We start from the raw sequence: 25086 nt of genomic DNA, 5'->3' as shown, positions 1-25086 counted from the left end.
CGTCACGCCGCACCCCCTTCGATGAGTGTCGCTGTACTCATGCGACTTGCGTGTCGCACGATGCGGTTGAGCCAGGAACTGTTGGTCGGCGTGTAGGCGAACTCGACGTTGTTCGCGGCGGCCCAGTCGCCGACACGGGTGTCCTTCTTCGTGCTCAGGTGCGGGGAGTAGTTGTCGAGGACGATCGCGATTCGGGTCCGCGGCGGGTGCAGGCCGCGCAGGTAGCGGCAGAACTCCAGGAACCGTGTCCGGTGCTTCGTCGGCTTGATGTGGCCGTAGAGCTTGTCCGCGCCCAGGTCGTAGGCGGCGAACAGGTGGCGGACGCCGTGTGGGCGGTTGTATGTCGCCCGTCGGCGGGGCCTGGGCCCACGCTCGGGGTCCTTGTGCCGTCCGCCGCGTTCGGCCCACTGCCGTCCAGGGTGGGGCTGCAGATTCAACGGGCCGAACTCGTCCAGGCAGAAGATGACGTCGGGCTCACCGGCCTCGGGTACGACCTCGTCGTCGGCGATCGCGTAGAGGTGCTCGACGCGGGCCTTCTTGGCGGCGTAGTCGGGGTCGCGGGAGGTCTTCCAGGTCTTCACCCGTTGAAAGGACACGCCCTCCTCGCGGAGCAGGACCCGTAGGCCCTCGTGGCTGATGTCGTCGACCACCCCCTCAGCGACCAGGAAGTCGGCCAGCTTGGCCAGACTCCAGGTCGAGAACGGCAGACCGTGCTCGGCCGGCTTGGACTTGGCGATCTTCTTGATCTCACGCCGTTCCGGCAGGGTGAACGTCCGGGGCCGGCCACCCTTGTACCTCGGGTAGAGCGAGTCGAAGCCGTCAGCGTTGAAGTTGTGGATCACGTCGCGGACCCGGTCCGCGCTGGTGAACGTCACCTCCGCGATCTTCCCCACTGGCATGCCCTGCGAGGACAGCAACACCATCTGAGCCCGTCGCCAGGTCACCACCGAGCCGGTGCCTCTACGGATGATCCGCAACAGGCGCTGGCCCTCGTCGTCGTCGATCTTACGGACGCGTACTCGCTCTCCCACCCGGACAGCCTGGCGGCACCCCACCGCCCGGACCAGCACCCGCACGGCGCGTCACGAGGCAAACGTTCCCTGACACGGCACTAGCATTCGCCCACCGGCCCCGGTTGATCTGGCACTGCGTGGGTCACTCGAAGCAGATCTTCAACCAACGGGTGACCGTACGGCCGGCCCCAGCCCAGGGCCGGCCGCCCGCGAGACAGTCGGGTAGCTCCCTAGCCGGGCAGTTGTGCTTCGATCGCGGCGACCACCGCGTCGTCGGTCGGCTCGACCCGGGGCCGGAACCGGCCGACCACCCGGCCGACCTGCGCGATCAGGAACTTCTCGAAGTTCCACTGGATGTCACCGGCCGCACCGTCGGCATCGGCGGTTTCGGTCAACTCGGCGTAGACCGGGTGCCGGCCGGGCCCGTTGACCTCGATTTTGGCGAACATCGGGAACGTCACCCCGTACGTCGCCGAGCAGAACTCCTGGATCTCCTCGGCGCTGCCCGGCTCCTGGCCACCGAACTGGTTGCACGGGAAGCCGACCACCGAGAAGCCCCGGTCGGCGTACCGCTCGTGCAGTTGTTCCAGGCCGGCGTACTGCGGGGTCAGCCCGCACTTCGACGCCACGTTGACCACCAACAGTGCCTTGCCGGCGAAGTCCCGCAACGAGCCGGGCTGCCCGGCCAGGGTGGTGAGCGGAATGTCGTAGATCCCCACGTCTCGATCCTCTCTCCCGCCCAGTGCGCTCGCACCGGCCGGCCGTCGTACAGGTAGGCGACGTGTCCGTGATCGGCCGCCGCGAGTGCACACCGCACCCGCCTGCCAACATAAGCTGCGGCCGCCCTCCGACCGCCTCGGGGCAGACGAGCCCGCGCCCGGTTCCGGCGCGGTGGACTGCCGGGAAATCGGCAGCGACGCGACGGTCAGCCGCGCCGCCACTTCTGGTTGGCCCCGCCGTGGCACTCGTAGATGATCAGGCGAGCACCGTCGGCGGTGTTCCAGTCGACCACGTCGACGCACTTGTTGGCCTGCGGGTTGACCAGGTCACCGGCGCTGGAGAGCACCCACTGCTGGGCCGGGTTGCCGCTACAGTTCGCGAGCTGCACCACGGCACCGTTGGCGGTCGAGCCCCAGGCGACGTCCATGCAGAGGCCCAGTGCCCGGATGGTGCCGTCGCCGGGGAAGGCCCAGTTCTGCGCGTTGGTGCCGTTGCACCGGTACAACTGCAGGTGCTGGCCGTCGACTCCGTTGGAGTTCGGTACGTCGATGCACTTGCCGGCGAGACCGATGATCCGGCTGGTCTGGCCGCCACCGGTGGTGGTCAACGACAGCCCGTAGCGGGACAGGATCTCGTTGACCGGCTGGTAGACGGTAGTGCCGCCGGAGCTGCAGGTGCCACCGGCGCCGGAGGTGACGCCCTGCGCCTGGGTGCCGGCGAGGAACGAGCCGCCGGAGTCACCGGGCTGCGCGCAGGCGCTGCTGGAGACCAGTCCGTAGACGAGCTGGCCCGAGTAGTTGACGGTGACGTTCTTGGCGGTGATGGTGCCGCACCGCCAGCCGGTGGTCCGGCCGGACCGGCAGACGGCGGCACCGACGGCCGCCTCCTGGGAGCCGGTGACGTTGACCGTGCCGCCGCCGTAGTTGTTCACCCAGGGCCGGGGCACCCAGTTGGCGTTGGTCTGTACCCAGGCGAGGTCGTCGCCGGGGAACGACGACCCCCGGAAGGTGCCCTGCGCGACCCCACTGCCGGCGGTGGAGGCACCGACGCCGCCGCAGTGGCCGGCGGTGACGAATCCACCGGCGACGGCGAAGCCGACCGAGCAGAGCGCACTGTTGTTGACCACGTACTGGTCACCGCCCCGGATGTCGTACACCGGGCGGTAGGCGTCGTCGCCGCGTACCACGGAGACGGCGGCGCTGGGCAGCCCGGCGGCGCGGGCGAAGCCGGTCGCCGCCGCGACGTCGGCGGCCTCGATGGTCACCGTGTTGGTGACCGGGTTGACGTACCAGGAGTGCACGGCGTCACCGGCACTGGCGGCCCGCCGGTCGAGTCCGGCGGCGAGCCGGTCCAGCTCGGCGAGGCTACGGGTGACGGTCCGAGGCTCGGCACCGGCCGCGCGGACCCGGGCGGCCTGCGTCGGGTCGGTCACCCCGACGACGACGGTACGGCCGTCGGCGGCGACCCAGGTGCCGGCGTACGCGTCGGCCAGTTCGGTGCGCAGGCGGTGTTCGATCGGTACGGCGGCGGCCTCGACGGTGAGCCGGGTGGCCAACTGGTCGGGGGTGAGGTCGAGATCTCGGCGCAGCGCGGCGATCTGGCCGGCTGGCAGCGCGGCCGCATCGGCGGCCGCGGCCGGGTCGGCGGTGGTGGTGGTCGGCGCGGTCGTGGCGGGGCCGGGGGTGCCGACGGTCGGCGCGGCGGCGGCCGGTGGCGGTACGGCGAGCAGGCTGGCGCTCAGGGTCAGACCCAGCAGCGCGCCCAGCTTGCGGTTCATCTGCATACCTCCGAGAGGTCGATGTGTGCAAGTCGTGAGAGCGCTCTCAAATAGGGAAGTTTACTAATTGACACACTTCTGTCAATATCCACAGAGGTCGACCCGGCCCTGGCGCTACACCGAGGTGCTGGCGATCGGTCTGCTCGTCGCCTACGCCGTGGTCAGCGGGCTGCCAACGCCACGTTGGGCGGCGGCAGGGTTGAGTGGCCGGCGCGGTGTTCGTCCCAGGTCATCCAGTACGGCAACGCCGGGCCGGCGTCGCTGTCGATGCGCCATTGATCCAGCGGCGTGCACCAGGGCAACCACGGCCGGGCACGCGCTACACGCTGCCGGGCACCCCGTGCTGCGCCGGCCCGACTCCGGTCGTCGCGGTCAGCCACGCGGTCGTCGACGCACTCGGGAACGCGCTAGCTAGCTGGGAAATGTGCGCCAGTGAGGTGTTACGGAGCCGACGGCACAGATCCTCCTCCCCGGCAAGTGGATCACCGACGCCACGATGTGAGGCTGAGATACCTTATCCGCCGGCCAAAAGGTATCTCAGCCTCACATGATCTTGATGATCCCCGGCTTGGTGGGTGTAGGGGGCGGGGGCCGGTCAGGGTGAGCCGTGCGGGACGACCCGGTAGCCGAGTTGCTGGCCGTAGGTCAGCAGTGGGCGCAGGGTCGGGACCAGTTCGGTGGCCTGCGTGGACCAGTGGTGTCCCCGGTTGCTGTCGAGTCGGCGGTGACGGGCAGATGTCGGCGTCGTCTGCCGTTGTCGCCGCGACTCGCGGCGCAGGTGGTACAGCCGCTTGGACGCCGTGGACCGGCCGGAGCGCCAGTCGAGCCAGCGCAGCCACCAGTCACGGATCATCTCGGTGATCATTTCTCTCCCTTGATCAATTGGTCGATGGTCGGGTTTCCGCGCGCCGGGGTAGTCGGTAGAGTCCGTGGCGCTGGACGAAGATCTCCCGCCGTTCGGCGGCGTTGCCGTGGCGGTCGATGACGTACCCGGTGAGCCAGATCCACCCGTCGTAGGTCCACTTCCGGTCGTCGGCGAACTGGACGCTGGCTTCCCGGCCGATGACCAGGACGTCGCCGGGTTTCGGCTCCGGCGTGGCGAGTAGCCGGCTACTCACCAGGCCGATCCGCTATCGGGTAGGTCATACGCCCGCAGTCCGGGCACCACCTGGATTTGATCTTGAACGACCAGAGCCCGGCACAGAAGCCGAGTAGCGCCGCGCTGAACAACGCTCCCACTTCCATCATCGACATCCCCTCCTGTGGGATCGACACGGCATCAGCGCCACCACCCAATGAACCGCCAGTACAGGTACCCGGACCTGTGCAGCGGCAGGTCGGTCATGGCGTCTATCAGGCACGTGGCCATGTAGACCGACAGCGACACCCGTGCGCCGGTGTACTCGGCGAGGAGCTCCTGGCGGCGCGCGTCGCACGGCCATGGAAGTCCGCACTTTGCACACATCCAGTGGGGACGATCCGGAGTGTGCGTGCTCACCGGGCTTCCTTCGGCCAGTGCCCCCGGTTGACAGGGACGTGTTGCGACATGCCCGCTCCCTCACATCTGCGCGGTGTGGCTCGTGCGTACAGTTTGCGCGCGCACTTTTGTGGAGTCAAGGATTGGCAGCCATCTAGGATTGACGAAATATGGATGGCCGAGATCGAGGCGTCAGGAGCAGAATGTGGGCATGACGAGCCCGACCTTCGTGCGGTTCCAGCTCGGCGTGCAGCTCCGCCGAGCACGCGAGGAAGCCAACGTGACCACCGAGAAGGCAGCTGACACCATCGAAGTCTCGGCAAGCACCCTGCGCCGCATCGAGCAGGGCAGGGTCGGGCTGAAGGGTCCGGCACTGAACGCCCTACTGGACCTGTACGGCGTGGCCGACGCCGAGCTGCGCGAGACCCTGCTGTCGATGGCGCGGAGCGGCAAGCAACGCGGCTGGTGGGCGAAGTACGGAGACCTGCCGAACTCGTACCGGCAGTACATCGGGCTGGAGTCCGCCGCGACGACGATCCAGAACTTCGAGACGCTCGTGGTGCCTGGCCTGCTGCAGACCGTCGACTACACCCGTGCGATCGCCGCCGCCGCCGTTGAGCAGCCCACGCCGCAGGCCGTAGAGGAACGGGTCGCGGTCCGCGTGGAGCGACAGAAGCTACTCACCGAGGAGAGGCTTCGTTTGGTCACGGTCATCGACGAGGCAGTACTGCACCGCCGGATCGGCGGACCGGAGATCATGACCAACCAGCTGACAGCGCTGCTCGAAGCCCAGGACCGGTGGAACGTGATCATTCAGGTCATCCCGTTCGGCGAGGGCGCATACGCCTCGATGCTGTCGAGCTTCCACATCCTCAGCTTCGACGAAGGGCCAGGGGTGGTCTACATCGAAGGGCTGACCGGAGACCTCTACGCTGAAGGTGAGGATGTGCGCAGGTGCGCCAAGGTCTTCGACGACCTGCGGGCATCTGCCCTGTCACCCGCAGCATCGGCCGAGATGATCAAGGACCTCCGGGATAGGGAGACACCATGAAGGCACTCGACAACCAGTGGCGCACGAGCAGCCGCAGCGGCCACAACGGTGCCTGCGTGGAGGCGCGGTACGTCGACCAGGCCGCCGAGGTGCGTGACAGCAAGGACCAGGCTGGGCCGGTGCTGTCCTTCACCCCGACCCAGTGGACCGGCTTCGTCCAGGACATCAAGACCGGCAGGTTCGAAGCCTGACACCCGTCCGACCGCTGGCCCTGCAAGCGAATGCCAGCGGTGCTGCTCCGTCGATGTCTGCCTGGAGCGTTGGTGAGCGATCCGACCGCTGACGGAGGGTCGGGTTAGATTCACCCGGTGCGTCGCGGACCGGTTCTCCTGACCGCCGCAGCCGGATGCGCCGTGATCCACGTCGCTGGCGTTTTGACAGCCAGCCCGGCCTGGCGCTACGCCGAGGTGCTGGCGATCGGCCTGCTCGTCGCCTACGCCGTGGTCAGCGGGCTGCCGACGCCACGTTGGGCGGTGCCGGCTGCGCTCGCCGTACTGATGCTGGACGCCGTCCGAACGATGCCTGCCGACCGGGCCGAGGGTCATGGCTGGCAGGTGCTGCGGCCGGATACCGCCGGCGTCGACCGGCTCGCGGGCGTCGAGGCGGGCCTCGCCATCTGCTGGGCGTCGCTGACCGCGGTGGCGATACTGCTCGCGGTGTGGCACCGCCACCCCCGGCGGCGCCGGACAGCGGTCGCCACAGCACTGGCAGCCGCGGTGATCACCGGGTACACGGTGATCCGGATCTCTGCCATCTGGCTGACCTTGGCGGCGGACCACCGTGACCACCCGACCGGGGCGGACCTGGCCGGCTCGGTGATCGCCGTGAGCCTGGCGGTGCTGCCGCCGTTGGGGCTCGGGTTGGCCGCGCTGGCGCTCGCCACGGCGCTGGCCGGGCACCGCCGGTGGCTGGCCTCGGCCGGTGCGGCGTTGCTCGCCGTCACCGCGCTGCCCCATGTGGACGCGGCCATCCGAGCTGTGCCGCTGCCGCTGTACGTGGGCGACCAGCTGGCCTGGTCCGCCGCGTACGCCATCGGGTCGACGCCGTCGACGCCGTACCCGGTCGCGGCGCTCATCACGCTGCTGGAACTGGTCGCGTACCTGCTGCTCGTCACGGGCTTGACCGGTTTCCGCCCGCCGACATCCCTTGCCCGGACCGAGGCAGGCCAGTCGCGGCGGTGAGCCCTCGGGGCCACTGCCGCACTGACCGCCGGCCGGATGGCGGGCACCTATGCTCCACAAACGAAAACCGTTATCATCGCCATGCCGGTTCCCGAGCGAGGAGGCGTCGATGGCGCATGTGTTGCTGGTGGAGAGCTGGGTCGGTGCGATGGCCCACCTGCTGCCCAGGGCCGTGCTGGAGGCCGGGCACCGGTTCTCCTTCCTGACCCGCGACCTGCACCACTACCTGCGCGGCGCGCCGGCCGGAGGTGCGCATCCGCTGCTCGCCGCCCACAATGTGCTGACCGCTGAGACCAACGACCTGCCCGGACTGCTGGAGCACGCGGAACAGCTGCACCGGGCGCTGCGCTTCGACGGCGTACTCACCTCCTGCGACTACTACCTCGACACCGCCGCCCAACTTGCCGCCCACCTGCGGCTGCCGCGCGCGGACCCGGCCGCGGTACGGCGGGCGTACCGCAAGGACCTCGCCCGGGCGGCGATGGACGCCGTCGACGTGCCGCAACCCCGGTACGCGCTCGGGCAGAGCTGGTCCGATGTCGCACGGGCCGCCCGGGAGCTGGGCTTCCCGCTGGTGGTCAAACCGGTCGACCTCTGCGCCGGTATGTACGTGCGCGAAGTCGCCGACGAGGCCGGGCTGCGGACGGCGTTCGACGCCCTCACCGGTTTCCCGGTCAACGCCCGGCACCAGCCCCGGGTGCCGACGGTGCTGCTGGAGCAGCTGCTGTCCGGCCCGGAGGTGAGCGTGGAGACGGTCACCGTGGACGGGGACACGACAGTCGTCGGGGTGACCGACAAGAGCCTCGGTGGCGCCTCGGGGTTCGTCGAGACCGGACACATGTTCCCGGCGCCGCTCGACCCGGCGACCACCCGCCGGGCCGGTGCGGTGGCGGTGGCCGCGCTGGCGGCGGTCGGGCTGGACCGCGGGGTCGCCCACACCGAACTGCGGTTGACCCCGGCCGGGCCCCGGGTGGTCGAGGTCAACCCCCGGCCGGCCGGCAACCAGATCACCGAACTGGTGCGCCGGGTCACCGGCATCGACCTGCCCATGGTGTACGCGCAACTGGCGCTCGGCGAGACCCCCGACCTCACACCCGCCGACACCGGCGTACGCAGCGCGGCGATCGCGTTCGTCCTACCGCCGCGCCCCGGCGTCGTCGCCCGGGTCGACGGTACCGGGGCCTGGCAGGCGGACCCACGGGTGGTCGACTGGTCGGTGAAGCCCGCCGGCCACCGGGCCGGTGACAGCGGCAGCAACAACGACTACCTGGGCCACGTGATGGTGGTCGACACGGCCGGGGCCGACGCGCGCACCATCGCCGACGGCCTGGCCGCACAGGTACGCGTCGGGTACGTCGACGACGACGGCAACACCGACCGGCACCGGTCCGCCGCCGCGCCGGCCGGAGCGGCGGTATGACGGCGTCCACCGACGGCAGTCCGGCGACGTCCGTGTCGCCGACCCGACCGGCCGTGTCCCGATCGCCGACCCGGCCGGCGTACCGGTCCCTCGCCGCGCTGATCAACGCGGTACGGGCCGGACGCCACGGTGTGGACCCGACCCGCTGCCAGGTCAGTGTGGGGTTCGTGACCAGGCAGGGCGCGCGGCACTCGAACCGGCTCCGCAGCTACCGCAACCAGGTGCTGAGCCTGCGGGTCGACGCGGCGGTCGGCTCCTGCGCGGTCGAACCCGGCGAGCTGCCCGACGAGGTCGTCTACGACTGTGTCGGCGCCACGGTCGCCGACCTGCTCGCGCATCCGTTGCTCCCGGTGCGGGTGGCCGCACTCGACGCGTACCTGATGGCGCAGCGCCCGCACGCGGAGGCAGCCGACACGGTGGTCACCGTGCCCGCCGGCGGCTCGCTGGCCAAGTCGCAGGCCCGGGCCGCCGCCGTGGTCGACCTGCTGCCGCCGACCGGCGGCCCGGTCCTGGTCGTCGGGGTGGTGAACTCGCTGCTGGCCCGGCTCCGGGCCGCCGGCCGACAGTACCTGCCGTGCGACCTGGCCGGCGGCCGCACCGAATGGGACGAGCCGTGCCTGCCCGACGCGGCGGCGCTGCTGGACCGCTGCGACGCGATCCTCGCCTCGGGAATGACGCTCGGCAACGGCACCTTCGAGCCGCTGCTGGGCCACGCCGCCGCCGAGGGCAAGCCGTTCGTGGTGTTCGCGCAGACCGGTAGCGCGGTGCTGCCGTGGTTCCGCGGCGCCGGGCTGACGGCGGTGTCGGCCGAGCCGTACCCGTTCTTCTGGCTCGACGGCGGCCCGACGACCCTCTACCGGTACGGGGTGTCCGGGTGAGCGCGCCGCAGCTGCTGAACCTGGTGGGGCACACCCCGCTGATCTACGTCGACGCGCCGCTGCCGCACCCGCACGGCGGCTTCTGGGCGAAGGCCGAGTCCGTCGCGCCGGGCGGGATGAAGTCCCGCGCGGCAGTGGCGATGCTGGCCGGCGCGCGGCGACGCGGCGAACTCCGCGACGGCGCGCCGGTAGTGGAGTCGACCAGCGGCACCCTCGGTATCGGGCTGGTCTTCGCCGGGCAGGCTCTCGGCCACCCGGTGGTGCTGGTCGTCGACCGGGAGCTGGAGCCGTCGATGCGGGCGCTGCTGCGCGCGTACGGGGCCCGGCTGGAGGTGGTTGAGCGGCCCCACCCGACCGGTGGCTGGCAGCAGGCCCGCCGGGAACGGCTGACGCAGGTGCTGACGGCGCTGCCCGGCGCGTACTGGCCGGACCAGTACCACAACCCGGACAACGCCGCCGGGTACGCGAGCCTCGGTGACGAGATCGCCGCCCAGGTCGACGCCGTCGACGTGCTGGTGTGCAGCGTCGGCACCGGCGGGCACAGCGCCGGGCTGACCCGGGCGCTGCGCCGGCACTGGCCGCGGCTGCGGCTGATCGGCGTGGACACCATCGGTTCGACGATCTTCGGCCAGCCGGCCCGGCGGCGGGTGATGCGCGGGCTGGGCAGCAGCATCTATCCAAACAACGTGGACTATCCGGCGTTCGACGAGGTGCACTGGCTGGGCCCGGCGGAGGCGGTTGACACCTGCCGCCGGCTGGCCCGGACGGCGTTCGTCACCGGCGGATGGTCCACCGGCGCGGTCGCCAGAGTCGCCGCCTGGGTGGCCCGCACCCAGCCGGACACCCGGGTGCTGACGGTTTTTCCGGACGGACCGCACCGCTACCTTGACTCCATCTTCGACGACGGCTGGTGCGGCCGGCACGGGCTACTCGGCCCCACCCCCGGCCATCCGGTCGAGATACCGCACCCCGGTGCGGTGGAGGTCACCCGGTGGAGCCGCTGCCGGGTGGTCGGCGACCCGCTGCGCCACGAGCGGGTGCCGGCATGAAACTGTCCTGGCACCCGTACCGGCTGGTGCTGCGCGAACCGCTGCGGATCTCCCGGTCGGTGATGGCGCACCGCGAAGCGGTCCGGCTGACCGTCACGCACGACGGGCTCACCGGTCACGGCGAGGTCGTCACCAGCCGCTACTACGGACTCGACCGAGCCGCGGTCGAACGTACCTGTGCCGGCTGGACCGACCGGCTCGCCGGCTGCGTCGATCCGGCGATGCTGCGCGACGAGCTGAGCACGTTCGACGGACCCGCCGGGGTGCTCGCGGCACTGGACACCGCCGTACACGACCTGCTCGGCCAGGCCCGAGGGCTGCCGGTGCACCGGCTGCTGGCAGCGCCGGCGCCGACGCCGGTCGCCACGGCGTACACGATCGGGCTGGTGCCGGTCGCGGACGCGGCGGCGACCGCGCGGCGGCTGGTCGCCGCCGGGTTCGCGGTGCTGAAGGTAAAGGCCGGTGACGACGCCGACGTGGCCCGGGTGGCGGCGGTACGCGCCGAGGCGCCGACGGCCCGGCTGCTGCTCGACCCCAACGGCGGCTGGTCCGCCGAGCAGGCGGTACGGCGGCTCGACGCGCTCACCCCGTACCGGATCGACGCCGTCGAGCAGCCGACCCCGCCGGGGCGACCCGACCTGCTGGCCCGGGTGGCCGCCCGCACCGCGATCCCGGTCGTCGCCGACGAGGACGCCGAGCGCCTCGCCGACCTGGACCGGCTCACCGGCGCGGTCGCCGGGGTGAATGTCAAGCTGGCCAAGTGCGGTGGGATCGCCGCCGCCACCCGGATCGTCGAGGCGGCCCGGGAACGCGGCCTGGACATCATGCTCGGCTGCCTGGTCGCCAGCACGCTCGGCGTCGCACCGGCCGTGCACCTGGCCGGCCTCGCCCGCTGGGTCGACCTGGACGGGCACCTGCTGATCGCCGATGACCCGTGGACCGGGATCGGCGGCCACGACGGCGTGCTGCGCCTGGCGGAGACCCCCGGCCTCGGCGTGACGGAGGCGGTGCGGTGAGGGCGACCTGGACGACGCTGACCAGCTTTCCACCGGCGATCCGGCTGCTGGTGGTCAACCAGCTCGGGGTCAACGTCGGCTTCTACCTGCTGCTGCCCTACCTGGCCGGTTACCTGCGCGACGACATCGGCCTGTCGGCCACCCTGGTCGGCCTGGTCCTCGGGGTACGCAACCTGAGCCAGCAGGGACTGTTCCTGGTCGGCGGGTCGGCCGCCGACCGGCTCGGCGCACGCGGCGTGATCATCGCGGGCTGCGGGCTGCGGGCGGTCGGCTTCGCGGTGTTCGCGGTCGGCGGGTCGCTGCCCGCACTGCTGGCCGCCTCGGTGCTGACCGGGCTGGCCGGGGCGCTGTTCAACCCGGCGGTACGCGCCTACCTCGCCGAGGCCGCTCCCGAGCGCCGGGCCGAGGCGTTCGCCCTGTTCAACGTCTTCGCCAGCGCCGGTGCGCTACTCGGGCCGCTGCTCGGCAGCGCGCTGCTGCTGGTCGACTTCCGGGCCGCCGCGATCGGCGCGACGGCGGTGTTCGCCGCGCTGACCGTGGCGCAACTGCTGGTGCTGCCACCGCACCCGGTGACCCGAAGCGGGCAGAGCGTCGGCCGGGACTGGCGGGAGGCGCTGACCGACGGCCGGTTCCTGGCGTTCACGGTGGCGTTGAGCGCGCTGTTCGCCCTGCAGACCCAGCTGTACCTGGTGCTGCCGGTGCAGGCCGAGGCCGCCGCCGGCACCCCGCTGGCGGTGGCGGCACTCTTCGTCGTGTCCACGGTGGCCACCCTCGCCTGGCAGGTCCGGCTGACCGGGTGGCTGCGCCAGCGGAGCAGCCGTGGGGTGTCCATCGCGGCCGGGATGGTGGTGGCCGGCCTCAGCTTCCTGCTGCCGCTGCTGCCGGTGACCGGCCCGCCTCCGGTGCGGGCACTGCCGACGCTGGTCGCCGCGCTGGCGCTGGCGGTCGGGGTGATGATGGCGCAGCCGTTCGTGTTGGAGCTGGTGCCCGGCTTTGCCCGCGACGGGCTGACCGGCACCTACTTCGGGGTGTTCTACCTGGCCTCCGGGGTTGTGGCGGCACTGGCCACCACCGCCGTCGGCCGGTTCATGCAGACCGGTGGCCAGCCGGACGGGCCGGCACCGGGCGTACCCGCCGGAGCGTGGCTGCTCTGCGCGGGGCTGGGCCTGGCCTGCGGCGCCGCCGTGTGGACGCTGCACCGCCGCGGCCTGCTCGCCCCACGTACGGTGCCGGCCGCCGCTGAGAAGGCGGCCCGGTGAGCGGGCCGGTGGTCGGGGGCGGACCTGTCGTGACGGGCGGGCCGGTGGTGGCGGGCGGGCCGGTGGTGGCGGGCGGGCCGGTGGTGGCGGGCGGCAACCTGCTCACCGACAACCCGCAGCTGTACGAGGCCCAGTTTCCCGACCCGGAGCACCGGGCGGCCAGGTTCGTGGCCGACCTGGTCGACCGGTTCGCGCCCGGCCCGCCCGGCCGGCGGCTGCTCGACCTCGGCTGCGGCACCGGCCGCGACGCCGGGTACCTCGCCGACGCCGGCTTCGACGTCACCGGGTTGGACCTGTCCACCCGGATGCTGGCCTACGCCCGCCGCCGCCACCAGCGGGTCCGGTTCGTCGAAGGTGACCTGCGTACGTTCGACCTCGACCTGCGCTTCGACGTGATTACCTGCCTGGACAGTGCGCTGCTGTACTGCCACGGCAACGCCGACCTGACCGCCGCGCTGGCCAGCTGCCGCCGGCAGCTGGCCCCCGGCGGGCTGCTCATCGCCGAGATGCGCAACGGCGCGTACTTCCTCGGCAACACCGACCTGGTCGACGGGCCCAGCATCCGGTCGGTGCGCTGGCAGGGCGTCACCTACACGTCCCGTACCACCTTGTGGATCGACGCCGCGGCGCAGCTGCTGCGCCGCCGTCGGATGTGGACCTGGCCGGGTGCTGAGCAGGAACTCGTGCAGAACTCCGCGTGGCGGCTGCTCTTCCCGCAGGAACTGCGCCATTTGCTGGAGGGCGCCGGGTTCGACATCCTCGCCCTGTTCGACGCCCCCGGCCCGCGTACCGAACCGCCCTGGCGTCCCGGCGCCGAGCTGGCGACCGGCCTACGCGGCGACCGCCTGCACCTGGTCGCCCGCCGCCGCGACGACGCGGCCTGAAATCCCCGCTGAAATCCCCTCGGAAGGAAAGAACTGACATGTCGACTGTTGCCCGACTACGCCGCCGAACATTGCTCGGCGGCGGTGCCGCCGTGACCGCCGCGCTCCTCGCCGGCTGCGGCGCCGACGCCCCCGCTGGTTCCGACACCGCCGTCAACAGCGGCACGCCGAAGCGGGGTGGCCGGCTGCGGGTCGCGTTCGCCGGTGGCGGCGCCACCGAAAGCCTCGACCCGCACCTGGCGAACCTGTTCAACGAGGCGTCCCGGGCCAAGGCGATCTTCGACAAGCTCGCCGACTACGGCCCGGACGTGTCGATCCAGCCCCGGCTCGCACTGGGCTGGGAGCCCAACGCCGATCTCACCCGCTGGCGGGTGCCGCTGCGCGAGGCCACCTTCCACGACGGACGGCCGGTGCGGGCCGCCGACGTGCTGGCCAGTTACGCCCGGATCACCGACCCGGACCGGGCCTTCCGCGCCAAGGCCAGCCTGTCCCTGATCGATCTGCGGGCGAGCCGGGCCGTCGACGACCGTACGGTGGAATTCGCGCTGACCCGTCCGTTCGCCGAATTCGGCAACGTGCTCGCCGCGTTCGGCGCGTACATCGTGCCCGAGGGCAGCGAATCGTTCGACCGGCCAATCGGCTCCGGACCGTTCACGTTCAGCAGCTTCACCCCCGGTACGTCGCTGCTGCTGGCCCGGTACCCGGACTACTGGGACGGCGCCGCGCACCTCGACGAGCTGGAGTACGTGATCGCCAACGAGGAGTCGGCGCGGGTCAACGCCCTGCTCGCCGGGCAGGTCGAGTACGCGCACGACATCAGCCCCACCACGGCCCGCAGCTACGCCGCCGACGACCGGATCGCCATCACCCGGATGGCCAACAGCGGCCTGCAGGGCTTCACCATGAAGCTGGACCGGCCCCCGTTCGACAACCGGGACCTACGGGAGGCGATGTTCCTGCTCACCGACCGGCAGCAGCTGGTCGAGACGGTCCTGTCCGGCTCCGGGCAGATCGGCAACGACCTGTTCGGCAAGGGCTACCAGTACTACGCCGACGACATCCCGCAGCGCGAACCCGACCTCGACCGGGCCCGCACGCTCATCGACCGGGCCGGCGCGCGAGGGCTGCGAATCCCGCTGGACACCGCGCCGGTGGCCGCCGGGTTCGTCGAGGCGGCCAGTGTCTTCGCCGACCAGGCCCGCGCGGTCGGGCTGAACGTCGAACCGGTGCAACGCAACAAGGACACGTACTGGCGAGAGGTGCTCGACAACGGAGTGATGGCCTGCTTCCGCTCCGGTGCCATGCCGATCGAGACCCACATCTCGCAGCGGTTGCTGAGCACCTCGACGACGAACGCCACCAAGTGGACGCGGCCCGAGTTCGACGACCTCTACGCCACCGCCGTCTCCACCGCCGACGAAGCGGGCCGGCGGCAGGCGTACGGCGAGATGCAGCGGATGCTGCACGCCGAGGGCGGGCTGCTGGTGTGGGGCTTCGCCGACTTCCTCGTCGCCACCGCGCCCCGGGTCGGCGGCGTGTCCGCCGAGGCACCCGCCAACACCCTCGACTGGGCCCGGTTCGACAAGGTGTGGCTGGCTTGAGCCTGACCCGCTACACGGTTCGGCGGCTGCTGCTCGGCGTCGGGCAGGTCGCCGGCATCACCACCATCGTGTTCGTGCTCACCGAGGCGCTGCCCGGCGACGCGGCGGTGGTGATCGCCGGTGACCAGCCCGACCCGGAGCGGATTGCGCTGATCCGCGAACAGCTCGACCTCGACCAGCCACCCTGGCAGCGGTACCTCGATTGGCTCGCCGGGCTGCTACACGGAGACTTCGGCGTATCGCTGATCTCCCAACGGCCGGTCCTGGACATGATCGTCGGCAGCGCCGCAGCGACCGTACTGCTGGCCGCCGCGACGCTGCTCGTCCTCGTCCCGCTCGCGATCGGCCTCGGCATGCTCGCCGCCCGGCGCGAAGGCGGCCGGCTCGACCGCGCCATCAGCGCCGTCGCCGTCGGTCTCTACGCGGTACCGGAGTTCGCCCTGGCCATCCTGCTGGTCGCGGTCTTCGGCGTACGGCTGGGCTGGTTTCCGCCGACCGCCGTCGGCACCGGCCCCAACCTGCTCGCCCAGCCTGCCGTGCTGGTCCTGCCGCTGCTGGTGCTGCTGGCCCGACCGATCTGCTCACTCAGCCGGCTCACCCGCGCCGGCATGGTCGACGCGCTGCGCTCCGAGTACGTGGCCCACGCCCGACGCCTCGGCCTCGGTGCCCGTCGCCGGTGGCTGGCCCATGCGCTGCCCACCGCCGCCGCGCCGGTCGTGCAGCAGCTCGCCCGGACCACCGACTGGCTGCTCGGCGGCGTCATCGTCGTCGAGGCGGTCTTCGTCATCCCCGGTCTGGGCACCGCCCTGGTCGACGCGGTCGCCGCCCGGGACGTCCCCACCGTCCAGGGGCTGTGCGTGATCGTGGCGGTCACCACCGTGGTCGTCAACCTGGCCGCCGACCTGATCGCGTTCCGGCTCGCCCCGCGTATGGCCGGTGCCCGATGACCGGCCGGGCTCCAATTATCAGCCGGGCTCGGCGGACCGGCCGGGTTCCGCGCCTGCTCACCGGGGTCGTCCTGCTCGCCGTACCGCTGCTGCTCGCTCTCGCCGGTCCGGCCCTGGTCGATCTGGCCCTGGTCGGCACCGGCGCGGACCGGACCCGGCCGTTCGACCAGGCAGGGCTGCTCGGCACCGACTTCGTCGGCCGGGACGTCACCGGGCAGCTCCTGCTCGGCGGCCGGTCCGTCGTCGCGGTCGCCGCCGCCGCGACCGCCCTGGCCTACCTGATCGGCGTACCCGTCGGTCTGGTCGCCGCGCTCACCCGCCGCCGCTGGCTCGACGAGGTGCTGATGCGCCCGCTGGACCTGCTCCTCGCCGTCCCGTCGCTGCTGCTGCTCATCCTGCTCGCCGCCACCGCACCCCGGGGGCCGGTGACGCTGGTGGTAGTCGTGGCCGTCATCGCCCTGCCGGAGATCGCCCGGATCACCCGCGCCGCGGCCCTGCCGCTGGCCCACGGACCCGCGATGGAAGCGATGCGGCTCTACCGGGAGACGTGGTGGCGGCGGGCGGTCGGGTACGTCGCCCGGGGCATCCGCCGGGTCCTGCTCGCCGACGCCGGGATCCGGTTCATCGGCGCCGTCTACCTCGTCGCCACCGCCAGTTTCCTGGGCATCGGCGTCGCCCCGGACGCCGCCGACTGGGCCGTCATGGTCGACCGCAACCGCGCCGGGATCTTCCTGCAGCCGTGGGCGGTGGTGGTGCCCGCCGCGCTGCTCGTCGCGCTCGCCGTCGGGGTCAACCTGGTCACCGATCGGCTGCTGGCCGCCCGGCCGGAGGTCACGAGGTGATCCGGGTCGACGGGCTGTGCGCCGATGCCGGTGGACAGCGGCTGCTCCGCGACGTGTCGTTCACCGTGGCGGCCGGCGACATCCTCGCCGTCGTCGGCCCGTCCGGCAGCGGCAAGACCATGCTCGGGCGGGCGCTGCTCGGCGAAGCCGGACCCGGCGTCCGGCTGACCGGCGACGTCGAGATCAATGGTCGCCCGGTCAGCCCAGAGACACCGCCGGCCGGCGGCACCGTCGGCTACATTCCGCAGCAGCCGGCGGCGGCGCTGACCCCGGTACGCCGGATCGGCCCGGTGCTGCGCGAGATCGCCCGCCGGCACACCCCGACGCCGTCACGCCGGACACGGCGCGCCGCCACTTGGCAGGCGGTCCGGGCGGTGCTGGCCCGGGTCGGCCTGCCAGCCGACCGCGACCTGCTGCGGCGCTACCCGCACCAGCTCTCCGGCGGCCAGCAGCAGCGGCTGGTCATCGCGCACGCCCTGCTGGCCGGTGCCCGCGTCCTGGTCGCCGACGAACCGACCACCGGGCAGGACAGCCTCAACCGCCGCGACGTCGCCGCCGAACTGCGCAGTCTCGCCGGCTCCGGCGTCGCGGTCGTCCTGCTCACCCACGACCTGCACCTGGTCCGGGCGGTCGCCGACGGCGTCCTCATGCTCGACCGGGGCACCGTCGTCGCCTCCGGTCCACCGGACGCGGTCCTCCATGACACCCCAGCTCGACCAGCGCGGACCCCCGCCGCTGACCCGCCGGGCGGTGTCGGTCAGCTGCTGCGGGTCACCGGGCTCACCGCAGCGCACCACGGCAGCACCGTCCTGCACGACATCGACATGGTCATCGGCCCCGGACAGCGCCTCGCCCTGGTCGGCCGCTCCGGCAGCGGCAAGACCACCGTCGCCCGCTGCCTGGCCGGCCTGCACCCACCGAGCGGCGGCAGTATCGAACTCGACGGCCGCCGGCTCGCCGGCTCGATCGACCGCCGGCAGCGGGGCGACCTCACCACCGTGCAGTACGTCTTCCAGGATCCGCGGGCCAGTTTCCAGCCGTCCGCCGCCCTGCTCGACCAGGTCGCCCGCCCCGCCGTACGGCTGCACCGCCAACCGACCGTCGACGCGCTGCGGACCGCCCACGACCTGCTGCGTCAGGTCGGGATCGACGATGCTCTCGCCGCCCGCCGACCCAACCTGCTCTCCGGCGGTGAACTGCAACGCGCCGCTCTGGCCCGCGCCCTGGTGGCCCGACCCCGGCTGCTGGTCTGCGACGAGATCACGTCAGGTCTCGACCGCGTCAACCAGGACCGGATCCTCGACCTGCTCGACGAAGTGTGCCGCGCCCACCGGCTCGCGCTGCTGGTCATCACGCACGACCCGGACGTGGTCGACCGGCTCGCCGACCACGTCACCGTGCTCGACCACGGCCGGGTCGTGGAACACGGTCCCGCCGCCACCGTGCTGCGCGCCGGCCGGCAGCCGCTGACCCGCGCCCTGCTCGACCCTGACCTGACGCGACCGCGCGACCCCGACCTGCCGCGACATCTGCCGCGACCCGCAACCACGTCCAGTACCGGAGAGATGAGCACCACGTGAACGACCAGAACATCGGTCCGTACGACATCCGTACCGCCACGCCGCAGCACCTCGACGGTGCCCGCAGCGTCATGCTCGACACCTTTTACCAGGTGTTCGGCTACGGCTACCAGCCGCGGTGGCACGCCGACGTCATCGACCTCGCCGGCACCTACCTACGGCCGGAGCGGCATGCGCTGTTCGTCGCGGTCAAGGGCGACGAGGTGGTCGCCACCACCGCCGTCCGCGCCGCCGCGCCGAACAGCCCGCCGCATCCCCGCTGGCTCGTCGACCGCTACCCGGCGGCGAGCACCGCCCAACTGTTCCGGGTCTACGTACGCCCGGAACACCGCCGCAACGGGCTGGCCCGTGCACTGGTCCGACGGGCCGTCGCGTTCGCCGCCGGACACCCCGGCTACCGGGCGGTCTACCTGCACACCGACACCGGGGTCCCCGGGGCGGAGGCGTTCTGGCGGAGCGTGGCCGAGGTGGTGCACGACCCCCGCGACGGCAGCCCGCACGCCTCCCGGGTGGTGCACTTCGAGATCCCGATGCCCGTGCTGACCACCGCGTCCCGGTAGCGATCGTTCGGCAAGCCGGAGCCGTTGGTCGAGGTCACCGTGTTCGGGAAGAGCCCGCTGCCCAGGTCACCGTGACCGGGGCTGCTGCGGCCCGGCCAGCCGGACCGCTTCGACCGGGCCGTGCAGCCGCAGCGGGCCGGCGGCGTACGGCACCAGCAGGGTGTCCCGCGCCGCAGCGGCACGTCGTCGTGCTCGCCGGTGAGCCGACCTTCTCCTGTCATCCGACCAGGACGCTGAATCCCTGCTCCAGGCGGTCGCCATCGCGCAGCCGGCGGGCGGTGAAGAACTCGTCGGCGGCGTCGGGCAGCAGGTGTCGCCCACCCCGCAGGCGGTCGAGCTGCTCCGGAGTCCACCTGCTGCGGTCGACGCACTGCAGGGCCAGGTCGTAGCCGAGGCCCAGGTGGCCGTCGGCGAGGCCGAAGTCGGCGTACTCGAGCAGCACGGAGAAGTCGGTCGGTTCCTGGACCTAGACCAGCAGGACGCCGTCGCCGATGGCGTGCGGCAGGCCTGCGGGGCAGAGGATCGCGTCGCCGGCCGACACCGGGACCTTTTTGGTGGCGTCGAGCAGCTGGCCGGTCTGCTGGTCGGCCACCCAGCCGGCGAGTTCGTCGGCCGAGACGTCCCGGGCGAAACCGAGATGGACGTACGCGTCGGGACGAGCGGAGACGATCACCCAGGCCTCGGTCTTGCCGTACGGCGACGCCAGGTGCGCCGTGGCGAAGCGACGGTCCGGGTGTACGTGCAGCGGCAGTCGCTGACCGGCGTCGAGCAGCTTCACGAGTACGCCGGTGTCAGTGCGCTGCGGACCGAGCCACCAGCGTGGGTCGTCGGCGATCACGTCGGCGAGCAGGCGTCCATCGGACAGCGTGGACAACCCGGACGGGCCCAGGTCGGACCGGGTGGTCCCCAAGCCGACCCAGTCCTCGGGGCGGTCGGTCAGTGCGGCACCGTTGCGGAACCCGGCTATCCGGCCGGCACCCCGGTAGAACGTCTCCGGCTGGTTGGCGGGCAGTACGTCGACGGTCATCGGCCGTGGTCCGATCGTTGGTGCGGGGGTGGGCTGGTGGCTGATGTCGAGCTCGCCGGCGCGGATCCGCAGACCCTGGTCGTACTGGACGATCAGGTGCGGGTGCAGGGTGTCCTCGACGCCGCTGGACAGGTACGCGCCGTCCGGTGGCAGCAGCCGGCGTACGGTGTCGTCGACGCTGACCAGGTGCAGGGTCGACGGCACGCCCAGCCGGCTCATCAGGATCCCGGCCCGCACCGACGTGCCGCCCAGCGCCACCCGGTGCGGGAACCGGCTGGCGAAGTGCTCCAGCGCCGGGGCGGCGGCGACGAAATGTTCGCCGCCGCCGCCCCGGGCGACGTACCCGAGGATCGACACCACGAGATCCCGCTCGCTGGTCACCGTGACCGGCGAGGTCAGTTCCGCAGCGACGATGCCGTAGTCGGCGACCAGCTGTGCCAGGACGTCGGCGGTCAGCTTCAGTTCGTAGTCGACGCAGCCGCCGAGGCCGAGGACGACGCGGGACGGGTCCGCCATGTCAGTAGAGCGATGCCTGGCCTCGGCGTAGCTGTCGTTCCCGCCGATCGTGCCGAGCTCACCCTCCACCGACACACCGAGAACGTGCGCCGAGTCGGTCACCTTCCGGGTGATCGCGATGTTCTCCTCGAACGGCTTCAGCGACCCGTCGATCATCACCGAGGTGAGCCGAACCGGACCGCCTGCAGGATCTGCTCGTAGGTGGCGCCATGATCCGTACGTATGCAGCTCGGGGTCGCGGGTGGTGTGGCCCTGCGGCTGGTTGACGTGGGCGACGGCGCGGGGGCCGTTGATCAACATGGCAGGGTTGGTGTGACATAGTGCCGGGGTGTCCGGTTCCGACTCCCGTCCGTCGTATGACGACCTGGTGAGGTGACGGAGCAGGCCGCCGTGATCGACCAGCTCAGTGCCGACGGGGCGCTCGTACGCACCTACGGCGGAGCAGTCAATCTGTTTACAGTCTCCCGCACCGACCGCGCCGTCGACCAGCGGCTCAGCCTGCAGGAGCAGGAGAAGGAGAAGATCGCGGCACTGGCAGCAGCGCTGGTCCAGGACAGCTCGACAATCATGATCAACGTCGGGACCATGACCCTGGCGGTCGCCCGCAACCTGGGTCAGCACCGCGATCTCACCGTGGCGACGAACAACCTGCTGGTGCCCGGGGCGCTGCCGCCCACGGCGATCCGCGACATCTACGTCTTCGGCGGCGCGGTACGCACCCTGACGCTCGCCACCATCGGACCAGTGCGATTCCAGGCCACCAGCGGCGCTGAGCTGGACATCAGCTGCAATCTGGCGCTGATCGGCGTCGGCGCGGTCGATGCGGAGGTCGGCTACACGACAAGCAACCTCGCCGAAGCCGCGATGATGCAGGAGATGGTTTCTCGCGCTGGCCGAGTGGCCATCCTCGCCGACTCCTCCAAGTTCGGTCGGCGGCTCTTCGCCCAGGTCTCCGAACTGGGCAGCGCGGACTACCTGATCACCGACAACCCGCCGCCCGCCGAACTGCGGGAGGCCCTCGACGCGAACGAGGTGAAGGTCATCACCCCGCCGACCTCACCACGACAGCGAGGAGCCCGGAACACGGCCTGACGCCCCACTGGAGCCCGCAGTACGTCGGGCCACCGCCCCACTTGCGTCGCCGCCCCTACGGTGCGGGAGAATCCCCGCATGACCGAGGACTGGAAGCTACCTTCAGGTTCCAAGCTGGACACCGCTGTTCCGCACTCGGCCCGAATCTGGAACTACTGGCTCGGCGGCAAGGACCACTTCGCGGTCGACCGGGCCGCCGGCGATGAGGTGATTGCCCACATCCCGGACATCCCCATCGGAGCCAGGTCCGAACGCGCGTTCCTCAAGCGCGTGGTCAGGTTCCTTGTCGAGGACGCTGGCATCCGGCAGTGCCTCGACGTCGGCACCGGGCTGCCCTCGGCGGACAACACTCATGAGGTCGCGCAGTCCCTGGACCCACGCTGCCGGGTGGTCTACATCGACAACGACCCGCTCGTCATGGCACACGCGCGGGCGCTGCTGACCAGCACCCCGGAAGGCAGTTGCGACTACGTCGAAGCCGATCTGCGGCAGCCTGACATGATCCTCGCGTCCGCGCGGCGGACGCTCGACTTCTCGCAGCCGATCGGGCTCATGCTCCTCGGCGTCGTCAACCACATCATGGACGACGATGTGGCGTACGGCTCCGTCGCGCAACTGGTGCAGGCGATGCCCGTCGGCAGCTACCTGGTGCTCACCCACTCCACGGCGGAGATCCACGGCGAGCCGATGCTGCGCGTGATGCGGGAGACCACCGAGCGCGGCGGCACCCCGATCCGTGCCAGGACCAAGATCGAGCTCGAACGTTTCTTCGACGGGTTGGACCTGCTGGAGCCCGGCGTCGTCACATGCTCACGCTGGCGCCCCGACCCGGAGTCCGACGAACCGGAGGTCTACCTGTTCGGCGGTGTCGGCCGCATCGGCTGAGCTGGCCGTGTTGCTCCTGGCACTTCCGCATGCGCTGGGCCGTGCACACCCTTCCGCCCGGATTCTTGCCCGAATCCGGACAGCGACACGCAGTATCGGCAGGTCAGCGCGGCCGCCACTCACTGTCGTCGCCTGATCGGCAGCCGCTCGGGGGGGAGGAATCAGACGGGTCAGAACATGCCGTTGTCGTTCGCGGAGGTGCTGGGGACGACCTGCAGAACGTCCCAGTGTTCGACGATCTTGCCGTCTTCGTCGAGGCGGAAGATGTCGATGCCGGCGTAGTCGTGGTCGCCGGGCCAGGTCTGGTGGCAGTGAAGAACGACGTGGTCGGCTTCGGCGATGGCTCGCACGAACCACCGGCGCGTCATAGCGTAATCTCACCTGCGAGGTGCCCTCTCGAATTGGGTGATAGAAGCGTCAGAACTCCTATCCTTCCAGTTCAGAGGGCACTTTCTACATCCGGGGTCCCGCCGGTCCAACCTTCATCGGTGGATCGAGGCTGAGGCGGCGCGGTAGCCGCCGACGAGGGTGATCCGGGTGTCCGGCGAGCCTGCGAGGTATCACGCCACCGTGCCGGAGAATCCACCTGTGACGACGCCTTCCCTTGCGCAACATGCGATCGACTCTTCACCCTCACTGCACTACTACGTGGTCCACGACGACGCTGGCGAGCCGGACGGGTTGCTGGCCGAGGAGTTTCTGCTCGCAAAGGACTACTCCTCCGCAGGGCTGGTGAGCGCCTACTGGAGCCGGCGAGATGGCTGCTGGCGCGACGCCGCGGCCACCAGTCGGCGCCTGCGCCTCGACGCCGCGCTGCGGGCCCACCTGGTGCCCGTCGGCCGAGCGGCAGCAGCGTCGCTCTACTGGAACCTGTGTGGCGCCGAGCTACCGAATGAGGCCGCGTTGCGGGCGTGCTTCGGGGAACTTCCCGCTCAGCCGCCGCCACCGCTGCGGCTGAGCGGGCCCGAGGCCACCCTGCAGTGCCGCGAGACGCGTGGCTACCGGATCCTGTTCGTCAACGAGTTGACCCAGGACGGCCTCGATGCGCTCAGCGGTGCGTGGCAGATGCCTGTCACCGGCGACCTGGCCGATCCCGAGGTGCGCGTCCTGGGTGCGGTGCGCCGCCAGGTTTCTGGGGACGCCTTCCGCTGGGATCTGCGCCGGGTCGCCGCAGGTGCTGCCTGAGTCTGGACGTGACCTGCGATCTGGTGGGCGAGCGAGACGAGGCGGTCGGTGTGCTGCTGCGCGGCCTGACGACGCAGATGCGGCAGCAGGGGCTGGTCCCCGTCACAGTCGACCGGTTCCACTGAGCGTTTCGGCCGCGGCGTTCCCCGCCCTGACACCTCGCAGGGTAAGGCGCGCGAAAGCCCCAGGCCGGCCGCGACCGGCCGTCGCATCGTCAGGCAGCGGCGGTGACGACCGCTGTCAGGATGATGGCGCACTCGATCAGATAGGTCCCGCCGGCTGCAACTGCCACGACATCATCCGCATTCCTCTGGTCGACAAGGTCCCCAAGCCCGGCCCGGCACCGCCCGGCAGCGACCGGAGCGGCTATACAGCATGCAGCTACGAGCCCGAGGCATCCTGAACGGCTAGTTCGAGCCTCGATCTGGACCGGTACCTGGATCATGACGCCAGGATGTACGCCAAGCGGACATTCGCGCGATGTATAACGGGTCAGAGCACCCCGACGCGGCCGGCGAACTCGCGCACACCTGGAAGGCTGTGCTGCTACGAGAGAGCAGATCGGCGGTGAGTGCTGCGCCCAGGGCCGGAACCGGACCTCCTGCGGGGTATCGCTCTCGGTTTGCGGTGGTGGCGCGCTGTCCGGCGCTGGCAGGATCTTCGCCTTGCTCGTCACCCCGTCGCCTGGCCAGGCACCCATGTTCTCTACCTGCTGTTCCGGGCCAAGACCACGATCGGGAACCAGTTTTCGCTCGTGACGATATGAGTTGGCTGCTCACCTGGGAGGGGGCCGTTGTCGCGCTGTGGCTCGGTCGCGGTGCGACGGCGGTGCCGTACCTCCTGTGGATCCGCAGCCTACGCACCACGGCAGCGTCGTCGGCCACCGCCGTCGGACTGGCCGAACCGTTGACAGCCACCGCGCTCGGCATCTTCCTGCTGGATGAGGGATTCATCGTCTGGACCATCGCGGGCATGGTCGCCATCGTGGTCGGGCTGATGCTGATCAGCCGCGACAGCACCGGAGGCGTGCCGCAGCAGCGGACAAACGTCCCGGGGCTGCCGTAGCCTAGTGCAGCCCCGCATAAGTTCTTGACGGGTCATGCGGCCTTGAGTGGGCGGCCGTCGT

26 protein-coding genes are annotated in these 25086 nt (G+C 71.3%); 18 read left to right on the top strand and 8 right to left on the bottom strand.

What is annotated here, in order from left to right; all coding sequences use genetic code 11:
* Positions 1-2 precede the first annotated feature (2 nt).
* The 5 genes from ACFHWU_RS25845 to ACFHWU_RS25825 all read right to left on the bottom strand — a co-directional run bounded on the left by ACFHWU_RS25845 (position 3) and on the right by ACFHWU_RS25825 (position 4628).
* Positions 3-1031, bottom strand: a complete 1029-nt coding sequence (locus ACFHWU_RS25845) for an IS630 family transposase (RefSeq protein ID WP_416591867.1) — start codon at positions 1029-1031, stop codon at positions 3-5.
* A 212-nt stretch (positions 1032-1243) separates the two neighbouring features.
* Positions 1244-1732: a glutathione peroxidase gene (locus ACFHWU_RS25840; RefSeq protein ID WP_416591866.1), complete on the bottom strand. Its 489-nt coding sequence runs from the start codon at positions 1730-1732 to the stop codon at positions 1244-1246.
* 206 nt (positions 1733-1938) lie between these two features.
* The gene (locus ACFHWU_RS25835) at positions 1939-3510 is read right to left on the bottom strand and encodes a ricin-type beta-trefoil lectin domain protein (protein ID WP_416591865.1); all 1572 of its coding nucleotides are present in this window, start codon (positions 3508-3510) and stop codon (positions 1939-1941) included.
* A gap of 595 nt (positions 3511-4105) precedes the next feature.
* Entirely contained in the window at positions 4106-4375 is a 270-nt protein-coding gene (locus tag ACFHWU_RS25830) for a hypothetical protein (protein ID WP_416591864.1), read from the bottom strand.
* 13 nt (positions 4376-4388) lie between these two features.
* Positions 4389-4628, bottom strand: a complete 240-nt coding sequence (locus ACFHWU_RS25825) for a hypothetical protein (RefSeq protein WP_416591863.1) — start codon at positions 4626-4628, stop codon at positions 4389-4391.
* 570 nt (positions 4629-5198) lie between these two features.
* Here ACFHWU_RS25825 and ACFHWU_RS25820 point away from each other — a divergent pair.
* The 14 genes from ACFHWU_RS25820 (at position 5199) to ACFHWU_RS25755 (ending at position 19255) form a co-directional block, all read left to right on the top strand.
* Complete coding sequence (locus ACFHWU_RS25820; protein ID WP_416591862.1) at positions 5199-6038, top strand: helix-turn-helix domain-containing protein; 840 nt, start codon at positions 5199-5201, stop codon at positions 6036-6038.
* Positions 6035-6229 carry a DUF397 domain-containing protein gene (locus ACFHWU_RS25815; protein ID WP_416591861.1) on the top strand — a complete coding sequence of 65 codons (195 nt, stop codon included), beginning with the start codon at positions 6035-6037 and terminating at the stop codon, positions 6227-6229. Before ACFHWU_RS25820 ends, ACFHWU_RS25815 begins: the two co-directional genes overlap by 4 nt.
* 117 nt (positions 6230-6346) lie before the next feature.
* Entirely contained in the window at positions 6347-7219 is an 873-nt protein-coding gene (locus ACFHWU_RS25810; protein WP_416591860.1) for a hypothetical protein, read from the top strand.
* Between the two features lie 109 nt (positions 7220-7328).
* Positions 7329-8639, top strand: a complete 1311-nt coding sequence (locus ACFHWU_RS25805) for an ATP-grasp domain-containing protein (protein WP_416591859.1) — start codon at positions 7329-7331, stop codon at positions 8637-8639.
* The gene (locus tag ACFHWU_RS25800) at positions 8636-9517 is read left to right on the top strand and encodes a Rossmann-like domain-containing protein (RefSeq protein ID WP_416591858.1); all 882 of its coding nucleotides are present in this window, start codon (positions 8636-8638) and stop codon (positions 9515-9517) included. Before ACFHWU_RS25805 ends, ACFHWU_RS25800 begins: the two co-directional genes overlap by 4 nt.
* Complete coding sequence (locus tag ACFHWU_RS25795) at positions 9514-10566, top strand: PLP-dependent cysteine synthase family protein (protein ID WP_416591857.1); 1053 nt, start codon at positions 9514-9516, stop codon at positions 10564-10566. Before ACFHWU_RS25800 ends, ACFHWU_RS25795 begins: the two co-directional genes overlap by 4 nt.
* Positions 10563-11582, top strand: a complete 1020-nt coding sequence (locus tag ACFHWU_RS25790) for a dipeptide epimerase (RefSeq protein WP_416591856.1) — start codon at positions 10563-10565, stop codon at positions 11580-11582. The genes ACFHWU_RS25795 and ACFHWU_RS25790 overlap by 4 nt, the downstream gene beginning before the upstream one ends.
* Positions 11579-12841, top strand: a complete 1263-nt coding sequence (locus ACFHWU_RS25785; protein ID WP_416591855.1) for an MFS transporter — start codon at positions 11579-11581, stop codon at positions 12839-12841. Before ACFHWU_RS25790 ends, ACFHWU_RS25785 begins: the two co-directional genes overlap by 4 nt.
* A 29-nt stretch (positions 12842-12870) precedes the next feature.
* Positions 12871-13725, top strand: a complete 855-nt coding sequence (locus ACFHWU_RS25780; protein WP_416569288.1) for a class I SAM-dependent methyltransferase — start codon at positions 12871-12873, stop codon at positions 13723-13725.
* A 38-nt stretch (positions 13726-13763) separates the two neighbouring features.
* Positions 13764-15326, top strand: coding sequence for an ABC transporter substrate-binding protein (locus tag ACFHWU_RS25775; RefSeq protein ID WP_416550730.1), 1563 nt, complete (start codon positions 13764-13766; stop codon positions 15324-15326).
* Positions 15323-16273, top strand: a complete 951-nt coding sequence (locus tag ACFHWU_RS25770; protein ID WP_416550732.1) for an ABC transporter permease — start codon at positions 15323-15325, stop codon at positions 16271-16273. Before ACFHWU_RS25775 ends, ACFHWU_RS25770 begins: the two co-directional genes overlap by 4 nt.
* Positions 16270-17115, top strand: a complete 846-nt coding sequence (locus ACFHWU_RS25765; RefSeq protein ID WP_416591854.1) for an ABC transporter permease subunit — start codon at positions 16270-16272, stop codon at positions 17113-17115. Before ACFHWU_RS25770 ends, ACFHWU_RS25765 begins: the two co-directional genes overlap by 4 nt.
* Entirely contained in the window at positions 17112-18695 is a 1584-nt protein-coding gene (locus tag ACFHWU_RS25760; RefSeq protein WP_416591853.1) for an ABC transporter ATP-binding protein, read from the top strand. The genes ACFHWU_RS25765 and ACFHWU_RS25760 overlap by 4 nt, the downstream gene beginning before the upstream one ends.
* Entirely contained in the window at positions 18692-19255 is a 564-nt protein-coding gene (locus tag ACFHWU_RS25755; protein WP_416569286.1) for a GNAT family N-acetyltransferase, read from the top strand. Before ACFHWU_RS25760 ends, ACFHWU_RS25755 begins: the two co-directional genes overlap by 4 nt.
* Before the next feature lie 217 nt (positions 19256-19472).
* Here the strand turns inward: ACFHWU_RS25755 and ACFHWU_RS25750 are convergent, their stop codons facing one another.
* Entirely contained in the window at positions 19473-19697 is a 225-nt protein-coding gene (locus ACFHWU_RS25750) for a hypothetical protein (protein WP_416591852.1), read from the bottom strand.
* Positions 19698-19721: 24 nt separating this feature from the next.
* Positions 19722-21098, bottom strand: a complete 1377-nt coding sequence (locus ACFHWU_RS25745; protein ID WP_416591851.1) for a class II fructose-bisphosphate aldolase — start codon at positions 21096-21098, stop codon at positions 19722-19724.
* A 72-nt stretch (positions 21099-21170) separates the two neighbouring features.
* On the opposite strand from ACFHWU_RS25745, the gene ACFHWU_RS25740 reads away from it, so the two are divergent.
* Together ACFHWU_RS25740 and ACFHWU_RS25735 are read left to right on the top strand one after the other, a co-directional pair.
* Positions 21171-21890, top strand: coding sequence for a DeoR/GlpR family DNA-binding transcription regulator (locus ACFHWU_RS25740; RefSeq protein ID WP_416591850.1), 720 nt, complete (start codon positions 21171-21173; stop codon positions 21888-21890).
* Between the two features lie 78 nt (positions 21891-21968).
* A complete protein-coding gene (locus ACFHWU_RS25735; RefSeq protein ID WP_416591849.1) occupies positions 21969-22775 on the top strand; it encodes an SAM-dependent methyltransferase in 807 nt (268 codons plus the stop codon).
* A 170-nt stretch (positions 22776-22945) separates the two neighbouring features.
* Here the strand turns inward: ACFHWU_RS25735 and ACFHWU_RS25730 are convergent, their stop codons facing one another.
* On the bottom strand, positions 22946-23143 hold the full coding sequence (locus ACFHWU_RS25730) for a hypothetical protein (RefSeq protein ID WP_416591848.1): 198 nt from the start codon (positions 23141-23143) through the stop codon (positions 22946-22948).
* 220 nt (positions 23144-23363) lie between these two features.
* Between ACFHWU_RS25730 and ACFHWU_RS25725 the strand changes: the two genes are divergently transcribed.
* On the top strand, positions 23364-23960 hold the full coding sequence (locus tag ACFHWU_RS25725) for a hypothetical protein (RefSeq protein WP_416591847.1): 597 nt from the start codon (positions 23364-23366) through the stop codon (positions 23958-23960).
* A gap of 762 nt (positions 23961-24722) precedes the next feature.
* On the top strand, positions 24723-25025 hold the full coding sequence (locus ACFHWU_RS25720; RefSeq protein ID WP_416591846.1) for an EamA family transporter: 303 nt from the start codon (positions 24723-24725) through the stop codon (positions 25023-25025).
* The last annotated feature ends 61 nt before the right edge of the window (positions 25026-25086 follow it).

This window comes from Micromonospora sp. LOL_015, from assembly GCF_048060275.1.
In the GTDB taxonomy this organism is placed as follows: domain Bacteria; phylum Actinomycetota; class Actinomycetes; order Mycobacteriales; family Micromonosporaceae; genus Micromonospora_E.
Note: the sequence above shows the minus strand (reverse complement) of the source record. Positions and strands in the feature narration are given on the sequence as shown.

Excerpts from the sequence above, each read along its gene's own strand:
- ACFHWU_RS25835 (WP_416591865.1), bottom strand. The coding sequence starts at position 3,510 with ATGAACCGCAAGCTGGGCGCGCTGCTGGGTCTGACCCTGAGCGCCAGC.
- ACFHWU_RS25830 (WP_416591864.1), bottom strand. The coding sequence starts at position 4,375 with ATGATCACCGAGATGATCCGTGACTGGTGGCTGCGCTGGCTCGACTGG.
- ACFHWU_RS25820 (WP_416591862.1), top strand. The coding sequence starts at position 5,199 with ATGACGAGCCCGACCTTCGTGCGGTTCCAGCTCGGCGTGCAGCTCCGC.
- ACFHWU_RS25815 (WP_416591861.1), top strand. The coding sequence starts at position 6,035 with ATGAAGGCACTCGACAACCAGTGGCGCACGAGCAGCCGCAGCGGCCAC.
- ACFHWU_RS25805 (WP_416591859.1), top strand. The coding sequence starts at position 7,329 with ATGGCGCATGTGTTGCTGGTGGAGAGCTGGGTCGGTGCGATGGCCCAC.
- ACFHWU_RS25800 (WP_416591858.1), top strand. The coding sequence starts at position 8,636 with ATGACGGCGTCCACCGACGGCAGTCCGGCGACGTCCGTGTCGCCGACC.
- ACFHWU_RS25790 (WP_416591856.1), top strand. The coding sequence starts at position 10,563 with ATGAAACTGTCCTGGCACCCGTACCGGCTGGTGCTGCGCGAACCGCTG.
- ACFHWU_RS25775 (WP_416550730.1), top strand. The coding sequence starts at position 13,764 with ATGTCGACTGTTGCCCGACTACGCCGCCGAACATTGCTCGGCGGCGGT.
- ACFHWU_RS25765 (WP_416591854.1), top strand. The coding sequence starts at position 16,270 with ATGACCGGCCGGGCTCCAATTATCAGCCGGGCTCGGCGGACCGGCCGG.
- ACFHWU_RS25745 (WP_416591851.1), bottom strand. The coding sequence starts at position 21,098 with ATGTTGATCAACGGCCCCCGCGCCGTCGCCCACGTCAACCAGCCGCAG.
- ACFHWU_RS25735 (WP_416591849.1), top strand. The coding sequence starts at position 21,969 with ATGACCGAGGACTGGAAGCTACCTTCAGGTTCCAAGCTGGACACCGCT.
- ACFHWU_RS25730 (WP_416591848.1), bottom strand. The coding sequence starts at position 23,143 with ATGACGCGCCGGTGGTTCGTGCGAGCCATCGCCGAAGCCGACCACGTC.
- ACFHWU_RS25720 (WP_416591846.1), top strand. The coding sequence starts at position 24,723 with ATGAGTTGGCTGCTCACCTGGGAGGGGGCCGTTGTCGCGCTGTGGCTC.